We start from the raw sequence: 12,272 nt of genomic DNA, 5'->3' as shown, positions 1-12,272 counted from the left end.
AAATGCGATTTATCGGTTAGATTTCATCGCATGACGGTATCCTGGACTCCGCACCGCTTCACCGGCGGCATGCTTGCGCTCGACACGGCGAACACCGTTGTGCTGCGGCACCATCCGGAGAAGACCTTCGACCGTTTCGACGATCCCGCCGAGATTGCCCGCTTTGCCGAAGCCGCCAGCGGCTTTCGCGCCGCCGAGCTCGGCGGCAGGCGGCTGGAGGCCCCGTCGCCGGACAAGATCGCGCCGGTGGTACTGTCGATCCGCGAAACCACCGATCGGCTGTTTCGCCGCGCGGTGTCGAAAGGTGCGATCGCCACCGCCGACATGCCTGAATTCCTGGAAGCCTGCGCCGACGGCCTCGCCCATGGCCGCACCGAAATCGGGACGCTTGGAAAACCGTTCGGCGACCCGGCGACGCCGATCGCCTTTGAGGCGGCATTGGCGGTCTCGGCGCTGTCGCTGCTGCGCGGCGACACCATCGCCAGGCTGAGGATTTGTCCCAACTGCAGCTGGCTGTTTGTCGACCGAAGCCGCAATTCCAGCCGCCTTTGGTGCGACATGGCGGTATGCGGCAACCGCCAGAAGGCAAACCGTCACTATCGCCGCCGGACGGCGGCGAACGAGGTCCACAATGGCGAGGTCCAGAATGGCTAGGCTGTTTTCGCGCTCGATCGTTGTCGGGGTTGCGCTGATTGTGGCTGCAGCGCTCGGCGCCTGTCGCGAGACGGGCACGGACGACAACGGCGATGGCAAATTGTTCGAGATTTCAGGCAAGATATTCGTGTTCAACTATCGCCTCGCCAGGGCGACCTACCTCGTTACGCTGCGGCCGTTGCGGCCGATGGGGGAGGGGCAGGTCGCGGTCGCCAGCTTCCAAAACCCGGCCGGCGGCGAGCCGCTGGCAGTCGAGCAGAAAATCTGGCCGAAGCTCGACAAGGTGACGCTGGAGAGTCCGGCGCTTCAATGCGTCGTCAAGGACAAGCCTTACGCGATCGCGATCAGCATCAAGGACGCTGACGGCACGATCCTCCAGAAGATCGACACCACTCTGATGTCGACGGAGGACCAGTCCGTCCTGCCCGACCGGCCGCTGGTCATCGATCAGCTTTATACGCCCAATCCGGACCTTGCCGGCCACCCGGACGGCAAGTTGCCGAACGAACCTAAGCCCGACTGTTCGAAAGGTCTCTGACGCATTTTTCGACGGCATCGGATGGCGCGGAATTTTATTGCTGTCGAAAACAGCCGACGCGCGGTTTCTTACGCCGGCGGGCGCGGCGTTGATGATTTGTTGCGGACCGCCTGGCGGCTTCGATTTTGTTTGACCTCCCCGGCAAGGGAAGAAAGACTATAGGTACTTGACTCCGACGTTGGCCGCGCACCCTCCAGGTGCGGCTTCCGCACAGGAAATGCCTGATGACGCTGCACAATGTCGCGCTCGACGACAAGTTCGACCTGGCAAAGGAGCGCATCTTCCTGTCGGGTGCCCAAGCAGTCATCCGCATGCTTCTGATGCAACGCGAGCGCGACCGCCGGGCTGGCCTGAACACCGCCGGTTTCGTCTCCGGCTATCGCGGCTCGCCGCTCGGCGGCCTCGACATGCAGCTGTGGAAGGCCCGGGACCAGCTCGCGCAGTCGGACATCGTCTTCCAGCCCGGTCTCAACGAGGAGCTCGCCGCCACCGCCTGCTGGGGCTCGCAGCAGGCCGAATTGCTGGGCGAGGGCACTCGTGACGGCGTTTTTTCGGTCTGGTACGGCAAGGGTCCGGGCGTCGACCGCTCCGGCGACGTGTTCCGTCACGCCAATCTCGCCGGCTCGTCGAAACATGGCGGCGTGCTGGCCCTGATGGGTGACGACCACATGGCCGAATCCTCGACCAACGCGCATGCCACCGAGTTCCTGTTTGTCGACACCATGGTGCCGATCCTCAATCCGGCCGGTGTTCAGGAGATCATCGACTACGGCCTCTACGGCTTTGCCATGTCGCGTTTTGCCGGCACCTGGGCGGCGATCAAATGCGTCAAGGACAACATCGAATCGACGGCCTCGGTCGATGCCGCGCTCGACCGGCTAGATATCGTCATCCCGGACTTCGACATGCCGCCCGGCGGCCTCAACATCCGTAACGAGATCGACATGCTCGGCCAGGAGGAGCGGTTGCATGAATACAAGCGCGCCGCTGCTTCGGCCTTCATCCACGCCAACGGGCTGAACCGGATCGTCTATTCAGGCGGCAGCAGCCCGAAGCTTGGCATCGTCACCATCGGCAAGAGTTATCTCGACGTTCGGCAGGCGCTCGAAGACATAGGCATCGACGAAGTGGCCGCCAATCGTATCGGTATCAGGCTGTTCAAGGTCGGCTGCCCGTGGCCGCTCGACCTGCAGCACATCGCCGACTTTGCTCGCGGCCTAGACACCATCGTTGTCGTCGAGGAGAAACGCTCGCTGATCGAGGTGCAACTGCGCGAGAACCTTTACGGCACCGCCACGCAGCCGGTCATCGTCGGCAAGAAAAACGAACGCGGCGACTGGCTGTTCCCGGCCAAGGGCGCGCTCGACCCCAACGACATTGCCATCGCACTCGGCGAGAGGATCTTGCTAACGATCGGCCCGTCGGAAGAAATTGCCGCGCGGGTGGCGAAATTGCGCCAGTTCCAGGCGATGCTGGCCGACACGTCAGACATCGCCTCGCGCACGCCCTTCTTCTGCTCCGGCTGCCCACACAATTCCTCGACCAAGGTGCCGGACGGCTCGCTCGCCGCCGCCGGAATCGGGTGTCATTTCATGGCGCTGTGGATGGACCGCAACACCGTCGGCTTCACTGCCATGGGCGGCGAGGGCGCGCAGTGGGTCGGCCAGGCGCCGTTCTCGAAGCGCGAGCACATCTTCCAGAATCTGGGCGATGGGACCTACAACCACTCGGGTGTGCTGGCGATCCGCTTCGCGCTGTCGACCGACGCCAACATCACCTACAAAATCCTCTACAATGACGCCGTCGCGATGACCGGCGGGCAGCCGCACGAGGGCGGCCTGACGGTGGACATGATCGCCAGGCAGGTGCGCGCCGAGGGCGTCGAGCGCATCGCCATCGTCACCGACGAGCCGGACAAATATACCGGCAAGGTGGAATTTCCCGCCGGCGCCACCATCCACCACCGCGACGACCTCGATCTCGTCCAGCGCGAGTTGCGTTCGGTCAAGGGCGTCTCGGTGCTGCTCTACGACCAGACCTGCGCCGCCGAGAAGCGCCGCCGCCGCAAACGCGGCACCTTCCCCGATCCCGACAAGCGCATCTTCATCAACGAGCTGGTCTGCGAAGGTTGCGGCGATTGCGGCGTGCAGTCGAATTGCGTCTCGATCCAGCCGGTCGAGACCGAATTCGGCCGCAAGCGCAAGATCGACCAGTCGAGCTGCAACAAGGACTTCTCTTGCGTCAATGGTTTCTGCCCGTCCTTCGTCACCGTCCACGGCGCCAAAATCAGGAAAGCCGAAGGCATAGCCGGCGCGGCCGACCCGCTCGCGGGGGTGCCGGCGCCGGCGCAATTTACGCTCGGTGAACAAGGCTGGGCGGCAATCATCGACGGTGTCGGCGGCACCGGCGTCGTCACCATTGGCGCAGTGCTCGGCATGGCAGCCCACCTCGAAGGCAAGGGCTGCGGCATGATCGACATGGCCGGCCTCGCACAAAAGGGCGGCTCCGTGTTCACCCATGTCCGTATTGCCCGCACGCCGGACGACATCCACGCCATTCGCGTATCGGCCGGCAAGGCCGATCTCGTGCTTGGCTGCGATCTCGTCGTTTCGGGTGCAAAGAAGGTGCTGGCCGCGGTGCGCGAAGGCTATACCATCTTCCTCGCCAACACCGCCGAGATCATGCCGGGCGAGTTCGCCCGTTCGGCCGATTTCTCGCTGCCTATCGAGCGGCTGAAGAAAGCGATAAGAACTGCCGCGGGCGACGACAAGGCGCATTTCTTCGACGCCACCCGCACCGCCACCGCGCTGTTCGGCAGTTCGCTCGGCGCCAACATGTTTATGCTCGGCTTTGCCTTCCAGCATGGCGGCTTGCCGCTGTCGGACGAGGCGGTCGAGAAGGCAATCGAGCTCAACGGCGAGGCGGTGGCGATGAATATCGCGGCATTTCGCTGGGGTCGCCGCGCCGCCCACCAGCCGGATTTCGTGCGCGGCCTTCTCACCCAGCCGGGCAAGGCCACGCAGCCTGCCGCGATTGCCGAGACGCTGGCCGACATCATTGCCCGCCGCGTCGCCTTCCTGACCGCCTATCAGAACGCCGCCTATGGCAAGCGCTATGCCGACAGACTGGCAGCGCTGCGTAAGGCCGAAACCAAGGTCGTGCCCGGTTCGACCGTGGTGACCGAAGCTGCCGCAAAGAACCTGTTCAAGCTGATGGCTATCAAGGACGAATACGAGGTGGCGCGGCTCTATACCGACGGCTCCTTTGCCGCAGATCTCGCAAAGCAGTTCCAGAGTTACGACAGGCTCGAATTCCATCTCGCACCGCCGATCATGGGCAGGCGCGGCAGTGACGGCAAGCCGAAGAAATCGAGCTTTGGTCCGTGGATGATGAACGGGTTCCGCCTGCTGGCGGCGATGAAGGGCCTGCGCGGCACCGCTTTCGACCTGTTCGGCTACAGCGCCGAGAGGCGTATGGAGCGGCAGCTTCTTGCCATCTATGAAGCCGACCTGGAGCTTGTCGCCGGCGCGCTGGCACCGGGCAAGATCGAGGCCGCTGCCGCGCTTGTCTCGGTGCCGGCGCTCATCCGCGGCTATGGCCACGTCAAGCGGGCCAGTGCCGAAAAAGCCGCCGGCGAACGCCAGCGTCTGCTCGACCGCCTTTCGACGGCGCCACTGCGGCCGCAGCTTCAAGCCGCCGAATGATTCCGCACCGTGATACGCCTTGTTTACCTGAACGGTAGTTTCCCTGTTTCCGCAGCGTCAGCGGGGGATCCCGGCAGGTCTCAAACCGCCTCTCTAAACCTTTCTTAAGGCCAATGTGACACTGCTGGGTTCCCAAGGGTTGGGATCCAGGCGTGAATCTGAAAAGACAAAACGAGATTCCGGTCGACGTTTACATTCCGTTCGTGGAAACTCTGTTTCGCGACGGCGTTACGCTTTCGATCGGCATTGTCGCGCAGACCTTCCTGATCGGCCTTGTCTGGTGGAAAAGCGGCGACCCGCTTTATCTGCTTGTCGCGATCGCGATGGTTCTCGTCGGCATCTTCCGTATGAGAAACTTCCGCAAATACAACAGCTTGCCCCCGCCGGCGACCTGGGAAGAGGCGCACAAGCGCGAGAACGACTACATCCTCTATGGCTCCTTGCACGGGCTCACGCTTGGCGCCTTCTGCCTGCTTGGCATCTATTTTGCGCGCGACAATTTCGCTGAGATCGCCTCCGTCTGCCTGACGCTGGCCACGGCCACCTCCATTGCCGGGCGCAACTATGGCTCCCCGCGCATGGTCACCATCCTGACGCTTGCCTTGACGTGGCCGATCTCGTTGGGGTTCCTTTTACGTGGCGATATCTACCACATCCTTCTCGGGCTCCTGTCCGCCCCATTCCTGTTTGCTATTCGCAAATTCGCCGACACGGTCCGCGACGTGCTTTTTGCCGCCGTCTCGGAGGAAAAAAAGGCGAACCGCATCGCACAGCGTTTCAACCGCGCCCTCAACACCATGTCGCATGGTCTTGTCATGCTCGGTCCGGACGGCCGGGTAGCGGTGGCCAATGCCGAAGCCGCGCACCTGATGTCGCTCAAATCGCCGGATGCCTTGCTCGGACGGTCGATCCACGGTCTGCTGATGCGCGGCGTTGCCGGCGGCATGCTGGCGCCGAAGGATTGCCGCTACATCGAAGCCCAACTGACGCGCGCCCTGCGCGAGGGCCGCGACCGCAAGGTTCTGGTCTCGCTCGCCAACGGCCAGCACTATGAATTTTCTGCCCGGGAAGGCAGCCAGGAACTGGGCGTCATCACTTTCGAGGATGTGACCGCCCGCGTCGAGGCGGAGGACAAGATCCGCTTCATGGCGCGCTACGACAGTCTCACCGGTCTGCCCAATCGCGCCTATTTCCATGAGCTGGTCGTGGAGGCCATGGCCTCGGGCGATCCGGATCGTCTCTGCGGGCTGGTCGTGCTCGACCTCGACGATTTCAAGAGCGTAAATGATACGCTCGGCCATCCGGTCGGTGACGGTTTGATCTACGCCGTCGCTGAGCGGCTGGCCGCGATCGCCGGGCCAGGTATCACCGTCAGCCGCTTCGGCGGCGACGAGTTCATGATCTTCTTCGAACGCATCGAAGATGAAAGCCATCTGACCGGCCAGGTTGATGAGATCTTTGTCAATCTACAGGGCGAGGTCGATGTCGCCGGCCACGGATTGCGCATCCAGGCCAGCGGAGGTGCGGCGCTCTCGCGGGTCAGGGATACCGACGTCGATGCCATGATCGTCAAGGCCGACCTTGCACTCTACAAGGCAAAGGAGCTTGGCAAGAACGGCTGGCGGCTGTTCGAGGCCTCCATGGACGCTGCCTTCCGCAGCCGCCAGCTGATGAAGGCGGATCTGCGCAGTGCGGTGGAAAACAAGGAGCTGCGAGTCGTCTACCAGCCGATCGTCGCGATGAACACGATGCGGATCGCCAGTTGCGAGGCGCTGTGCCGCTGGGATCATCCCGACCTCGGGCCGATCTCCCCCGGTATCTTCATTCCTCTTGCGGAGGAAATGGGCATCATTTCCGACATCAGCACTTTCGTCCTGCATGCGGCCTGCACGGAATGCGCCAAATGGCCGGCCCAGACCAGCGTGTCGGTCAATCTCTCGGCCAAGGATTTCCGCAATCGTGATGTCATCCAGAAGGTTCGCGATGCGCTGGCCGGTTCCGGTCTGCCGGCCGACCGCCTCGAGATCGAGGTCACCGAGACGGCGCTGCTCGATGACAAGTCGCTGACACGCCAATATATCGAGGAATTGAAGCGGCTCGGCGTTCGCATCGCGCTCGACGATTTCGGTACCGGTTATTCGAGCCTCAGCTATCTCCACAAACTGCCGCTCGACAAGATCAAGATCGATCGCTCGTTCCTGATCGACGTTACCCAGAACAGCCGGTCGCTCGAATTGCTCAAGGGCATCGTCAACCTGTCACGGCCGCTGGGACTTTCGGTTACCGTCGAAGGTGTCGAGACCTTCGAACAGCTCAAGATCCTAGCATTGCAGGTCAAGCCGGACCTGGTCCAGGGCTTTCTGTTCGGGTCGGCACTCAGCGCGTCCGGCATCGAGACGATGTCAAGCACCGTCTGGCCATTCGCCAAAGACATCCAGACCGCAAGGAAGGCGCCGCGGCGCTGATTTGCGCTGAAAACCGCGTATTTTAGTATAATTTTATTAATTGTTAACCTTAACGAGCGGTAAACGAGCTCGTACTTATTTTCATCTTTACATCTCATGACCCGTCCGTAGTGTCGGCTGGTGGCGGTAATCGCGGGGAATAGAGTTCATGTGTGCCCAGTTGAGTTCGCTCGGCCATGCGGCGAGCGCGGGCGGTGAAAATTCGTCCGAAACTATGTCTAGTTTCGCCAGGAATGTTTCGGCGATGCTGGAGCGGACGGAATACCGCCGTTGCGACAAGGGCGAGGATCTCGAGGACATCTATCGCCTGCGCTACAAGTCGTACCGTTCCAACGATATGGTTCCCGATAACGAGAACCACACCATTCACGACGAACTCGACGAGGTGCCTAACGTCTTCCGGTTCGGTGTCTACATCGACCAGGAACTCGTCAGCACACTGCGTATTCATCACGTAACGCTGTCGACGCCAAGATCGCCTTCCACCAAAGCTTTCGGTGACATCGTCATGCCGATGCTCGAGGAGGGCATGAGCTTCGTCTGCCCCAGTCGGTTCGCCTCCGACCCGGAATGGTCGCGCGTCTATCCGCAAATACCCTATCTCACGCTGCGGCTCGCCGGCATGGCATGTTTTCACTTCAACGCGCCCTATTGCCTTTCGACCATCCGCGAGGATCACGCCGGCTTCTACAAGCGGATCTACTACGCCGAGAAGATCAGTGAGCCTCGTGCCTATCCTGGCGTCTATAACAAGGTCGTGCTCTACCGTGCTGATGTTGGCGCTATTCGCGAACGGTCGCTGTCGCGCTTTCCATTCTTCCGTTCGACGCCAATGGAGCAGCGTATGTTATTCAATGCGCCCGGTGCCGGCGAACTCGCTCCGCTGACCATCCTGCCAACCGCCAAGTATTTTCGCGAAGCCGCCTGAACGAGCCCATGGAGCCTTCCGGTAGCTTCGGCGTTCTGGATAACGGCAAGGGTGCTGGTGGTAGGTCGGCACGGCCGATATCCGCCACGTATCGCTTCGACAGCCATCCGATCAAAGGAACCGATATGACCATTTCCACGCTCGCCCTCACCCCGCTTATCTCACTGATTGCAGGCGTGCTGATCCTGGTGATGCCGCGGCTGCTCAATTATATCGTCGCCCTTTATCTGATCGTTGTCGGCCTGCTCGGGCTGTTCCCGCATCTCGCCAGCTAACGACATCGGCAATAGCGGACCTGCCATCCATTGTGATTGGTATCGCCGCGCTCCGACCCGCCTCGTTTCAGGGGTTGGGTCAGTCATAGCCGCTGCGCACGTTGCGCCACATCATTGACGCAGCGATTTCAAGTTTCGCTTGAGACTGTTGGCTGCGGCGATGCGGCAATAGCGCCATTGCCCTTAACGCGGCTTTTCGCTATGTGCCTGAAAGATGTCTTCGAAGGGGTATTCCTATGGCTGAACACACGCCGACCGGTCCTGTCGAACTGGGCGCGAAGATGGACTATGCCGAGCACGACCGCACCTATGCCGGCTTCCTGATGCTGGCCAAATACGGGTCGCTGTTTTGCGCCGCAGTGCTTCTGGCCATGGCGTTCGGCTTCTTTGTGGGCGGCTTCTTCTCGGGGACCATCCTGTTCGTTCTGATCCTGGCCGTCGGCGCCTTTATTCTCCGATAACTCCTCCAATTTTTGTCGAGGACGCCGCCGGGGGCCGGCCGGCGTCTTGCGGTAACGGGTTGCGGCCGAAAGGATCATGCGGTGGGACAGACGGTTTTCATCCCTCGTGAGCTCGACGCGAACGAACCGCGCGTCGCGGCCTCGCCCGACACGGTGAAGCGGCTGGCGGCGCTGGGTTTCGACGTGGTCGTCGAAGCTGGCGCCGGCGCGGCGTCGCGCATTCCCGACGAGGAGTTTGCCAAGGCCGGCGCCGCGATCGGCAAGGCCGGCGATGTTTCCAGGGCTGATGTCGTGCTGAAGGTGCGCCGGCCGAGCGATGCCGAGCTGAAAGTCTATCGGCCGGGCACTGCCGTGATCGCCATCATGGATCCCTATGGCAACGATGCCGGCGTCGCCGCGTTGGCCAGGGCCGGTGCTACTGCTTTTTCCATGGAGTTCATGCCGCGCATCACCCGCGCCCAGTCGATGGACGTTCTATCCAGCCAGGCGAACCTCGCCGGCTATCAGGCGGTGATCGACGCGGCTGCCGAATATGACCGGGCGTTGCCGATGATGATGACGGCGGCTGGCACGGTACCGGCGGCGAAGGCCTTCATCATGGGCGTCGGCGTCGCCGGTCTGCAGGCCATCGCCACCGCGCGCCGCCTCGGCGCCGTGGTCACCGCCACCGATGTGCGCCCGGCTGCCAAGGAGCAGGTTGCTTCGCTCGGCGCAAAGTTCCTGGCGGTCGAGGACGAGGAATTCAAGGCGGCCGAGACGGCCGGCGGCTACGCCAAGGAAATGTCCAGGGAGTATCAGGCCAAGCAGGCGGCGCTGACCGCCGAGCACATCGCCAAGCAGGACATCGTCATCACCACCGCGCTGATACCGGGCCGGCCGGCGCCGAAGCTGGTTTCTGCGGCAATGGTCGCCTCGATGAAACCCGGCTCGGTGATCGTCGACCTTGCGGTCGAGCGTGGCGGCAACGTCGAGGGCGCCGTTCCGGGGCAGGTGGTGACCACCGCCAACGGGGTAAAGATCGTCGGCCATCTCAACGTTCCCGGTCGCGTCGCCGCCTCCGCCTCGCTGCTCTATGCGAGAAACCTCTATGCCTTCCTCGAGACGCTGGTTGACAAGGCGACGAAGACGCTTGCCATCAACCGCGACGACGAGCTGGTCAAGGCAACCATGCTGACCGATGCCGGCAAGGTCGTGCATCCCGCCTTCGTCAGGGCTGAGCAGGAGCCGCCAAAGGGCCAACATGTCGAACCGCCGGCCATTCCGGCCAAGACGATGGTTGCCGAGGCTTCGGCAAAGCCGGCTGCGAAGAGGCCGGCCGCTTCGAGGAAGCCCAAGACCACCGGAGGGATCGCGTGATGGATCAGACCCTGCAGAAAGCCCTCGACCAGCTCGACCAGGCCACAGCTGCCGTCCGCCTTGCGGTCCAGAACCTGGCCACCGCGCCCGGCACCGAGGCCGCTGGTGACGCCGCGCACGCGCTGTCCGGCGGCGCGATCGATCCCTTCGTCTTCCGCTTCGCCATCTTCGTGCTGGCGATCTTCGTCGGCTACTACGTCGTCTGGTCGGTCACGCCGGCGCTGCACACGCCATTAATGGCGGTCACCAACGCCATTTCCTCCGTCATCGTCGTCGGCGCGTTGCTTGCCGTCGGCATCTCGGCCTCGGGCATCGCCACCGGCTTCGGCTTTGTTGCGCTGATGCTGGTATCGGTCAACATCTTCGGCGGCTTCCTCGTCACCCAGCGCATGCTGGCCATGTACAAGAAGAAGGAAAAGTAGGCCGCTATGAACGCCAACTTCGCCTCCTTCCTCTATCTGGTCTCCGGCATCCTGTTCATCCTGGCATTGCGCGGCCTGTCGCATCCGACCACCAGCCGCCAGGGCAACATGTACGGCATGATCGGCATGGGCATCGCCATTGTCACGACGCTGGCGCTGGCCACCCCTTCCGCCGGCCGCTTTGCGCTGATCGTGCTCGGCCTCGCCATCGGCGGCTCGGTCGGTGCGGTCACGGCACGGCGCATTGCCATGACCTCGATGCCGCAGCTGGTCGCCGCCTTCCACTCGCTGGTCGGTCTTGCCGCGGTCATGGTGGCGGCCGCCGCCATCTATGCGCCGGAAAGTTTCGGCATCGGCACCGTCGCCGATATCCATGCCCAGGCGCTGATCGAGATGAGCCTCGGCGTTGCCATCGGCGCCGTCACCTTCACCGGCTCGGTCATCGCCTTCTTGAAGCTCGACGGCCGCATGTCGGGCAAGCCGATCATGATCGGCGGCCGTCACTTCATCAACGCAGCCCTGGGCATAGCGCTCATTGTGCTGATCATGCTGCTCGTCACCACCGAGTCCAAGCTGGTGTTCTGGCTGATCGTTGTCGCCTCGCTCGTGCTCGGCGTCCTTCTCATCATCCCGATCGGCGGCGCCGACATGCCGGTGGTCGTATCGATGCTCAATTCCTATTCGGGCTGGGCAGCGGCGGCACTCGGTTTCACGCTCGGCAATCTGGCGCTGATCATCACCGGCGCGCTGGTCGGCTCATCGGGCGCCATCCTGTCCTACATCATGTGCAAAGGCATGAACCGAAGCTTCATCTCGGTCATCCTCGGCGGCTTCGGCGGCGAGACATCAGCCGCTGCCGACGACGGCATCGAGCGCACCGTCAAGCAGGGCTCTGCCGAGGATGCCGCCTATCTGATGATGAATGCGCAAAAGGTCATCATCGTGCCGGGTTACGGCATGGCCGTCGCCCAGGCGCAGCACGCGCTGCGCGAAATGGCCGACAAGCTCAAGGCCAACGGCGTCGACGTCAAATACGCCATCCATCCGGTGGCCGGCCGCATGCCCGGCCACATGAATGTGCTCTTGGCGGAAGCCAACGTGCCTTACGACGAAGTGTTCGAGCTGGAGGACATCAACTCTGAGTTCGCGCAGGCCGATGTCGCCTATGTCATCGGCGCCAACGACGTCACCAATCCGTCCGCCCGCGACGACAAATCGTCGCCGATCTATGGCATGCCGATCCTCGACGTCGACAAGGCGCGCACCTGCCTGTTCGTCAAGCGCTCGCTCGGGTCCGGCTATGCCGGCATCGACAACACGCTGTTCTACAAGGACGGCACCATGATGCTGCTCGGCGACGCCAAGAAGATGACCGAGGAGATCGTCAAGGCGATTGATCACTGAAACGGCGTCGTTGCCAACTCACTGCCGGTCGTCGAAATACAGCCCTGGCTCCGCGCCGGGCTTTT

The 12,272-nt window shown here is 62.6% G+C and carries 10 protein-coding genes; all 10 read left to right on the top strand.

Going from position 1 to position 12,272, the window contains the following annotated elements:
- The first annotated feature begins 30 nt into the window (after nt 1-30).
- The 10 genes from NKH05_RS26390 (at nt 31) to NKH05_RS26345 (ending at nt 12,207) form a co-directional block, all read left to right on the top strand.
- Nucleotides 31-654, top strand: coding sequence for a CGNR zinc finger domain-containing protein (locus NKH05_RS26390; RefSeq protein WP_023718049.1), 624 nt, complete (start codon nt 31-33; stop codon nt 652-654).
- On the top strand, nt 647-1,192 hold the full coding sequence (locus NKH05_RS26385) for a hypothetical protein (RefSeq protein WP_023718048.1): 546 nt from the start codon (nt 647-649) through the stop codon (nt 1,190-1,192). The genes NKH05_RS26390 and NKH05_RS26385 overlap by 8 nt, the downstream gene beginning before the upstream one ends.
- Nucleotides 1,193-1,416: 224 nt before the next feature.
- The gene (locus NKH05_RS26380; protein ID WP_352716438.1) at nt 1,417-4,896 is read left to right on the top strand and encodes an indolepyruvate ferredoxin oxidoreductase family protein; all 3,480 of its coding nucleotides are present in this window, start codon (nt 1,417-1,419) and stop codon (nt 4,894-4,896) included.
- 152 nt (nt 4,897-5,048) lie between these two features.
- Entirely contained in the window at nt 5,049-7,361 is a 2,313-nt protein-coding gene (locus NKH05_RS26375; protein ID WP_023718046.1) for a putative bifunctional diguanylate cyclase/phosphodiesterase, read from the top strand.
- A 244-nt stretch (nt 7,362-7,605) separates the two neighbouring features.
- Nucleotides 7,606-8,289, top strand: coding sequence for an N-acyl amino acid synthase FeeM domain-containing protein (locus tag NKH05_RS26370; RefSeq protein ID WP_245278538.1), 684 nt, complete (start codon nt 7,606-7,608; stop codon nt 8,287-8,289).
- 125 nt (nt 8,290-8,414) lie between these two features.
- The gene (locus tag NKH05_RS26365) at nt 8,415-8,564 is read left to right on the top strand and encodes a DUF3096 domain-containing protein (RefSeq protein WP_023718043.1); all 150 of its coding nucleotides are present in this window, start codon (nt 8,415-8,417) and stop codon (nt 8,562-8,564) included.
- 236 nt (nt 8,565-8,800) lie between these two features.
- The gene (locus NKH05_RS26360) at nt 8,801-9,025 is read left to right on the top strand and encodes an aa3-type cytochrome c oxidase subunit IV (protein WP_023718042.1); all 225 of its coding nucleotides are present in this window, start codon (nt 8,801-8,803) and stop codon (nt 9,023-9,025) included.
- Between the two features lie 81 nt (nt 9,026-9,106).
- The gene (locus NKH05_RS26355) at nt 9,107-10,381 is read left to right on the top strand and encodes a Re/Si-specific NAD(P)(+) transhydrogenase subunit alpha (RefSeq protein ID WP_352484384.1); all 1,275 of its coding nucleotides are present in this window, start codon (nt 9,107-9,109) and stop codon (nt 10,379-10,381) included.
- The gene (locus NKH05_RS26350; protein ID WP_036244434.1) at nt 10,381-10,803 is read left to right on the top strand and encodes an NAD(P) transhydrogenase subunit alpha part 2; all 423 of its coding nucleotides are present in this window, start codon (nt 10,381-10,383) and stop codon (nt 10,801-10,803) included. The genes NKH05_RS26355 and NKH05_RS26350 overlap by 1 nt, the downstream gene beginning before the upstream one ends.
- Before the next feature lie 6 nt (nt 10,804-10,809).
- Nucleotides 10,810-12,207 carry an NAD(P)(+) transhydrogenase (Re/Si-specific) subunit beta gene (locus tag NKH05_RS26345; RefSeq protein ID WP_353026400.1) on the top strand — a complete coding sequence of 466 codons (1,398 nt, stop codon included), beginning with the start codon at nt 10,810-10,812 and terminating at the stop codon, nt 12,205-12,207.
- The last annotated feature ends 65 nt before the right edge of the window (nt 12,208-12,272 follow it).

It is taken from the genome of Mesorhizobium sp. M1399, assembly GCF_040317735.1.
In the GTDB taxonomy this organism is placed as follows: domain Bacteria; phylum Pseudomonadota; class Alphaproteobacteria; order Rhizobiales; family Rhizobiaceae; genus Mesorhizobium.
Note: the sequence above shows the minus strand (reverse complement) of the source record. Positions and strands in the feature narration are given on the sequence as shown.

Bases quoted from the DNA above. Each gene is read 5' to 3' on its own strand.
- NKH05_RS26390 (WP_023718049.1), top strand. From the start codon at position 31: ATGACGGTATCCTGGACTCCGCACCGCTTCACCGGCGGCATGCTTGCG.
- NKH05_RS26365 (WP_023718043.1), top strand. From the start codon at position 8,415: ATGACCATTTCCACGCTCGCCCTCACCCCGCTTATCTCACTGATTGCA.
- NKH05_RS26380 (WP_352716438.1), top strand. From the start codon at position 1,417: ATGACGCTGCACAATGTCGCGCTCGACGACAAGTTCGACCTGGCAAAG.
- NKH05_RS26360 (WP_023718042.1), top strand. From the start codon at position 8,801: ATGGCTGAACACACGCCGACCGGTCCTGTCGAACTGGGCGCGAAGATG.
- NKH05_RS26385 (WP_023718048.1), top strand. From the start codon at position 647: ATGGCTAGGCTGTTTTCGCGCTCGATCGTTGTCGGGGTTGCGCTGATT.
- NKH05_RS26370 (WP_245278538.1), top strand. From the start codon at position 7,606: ATGCTGGAGCGGACGGAATACCGCCGTTGCGACAAGGGCGAGGATCTC.
- NKH05_RS26345 (WP_353026400.1), top strand. From the start codon at position 10,810: ATGAACGCCAACTTCGCCTCCTTCCTCTATCTGGTCTCCGGCATCCTG.
- NKH05_RS26350 (WP_036244434.1), top strand. From the start codon at position 10,381: ATGGATCAGACCCTGCAGAAAGCCCTCGACCAGCTCGACCAGGCCACA.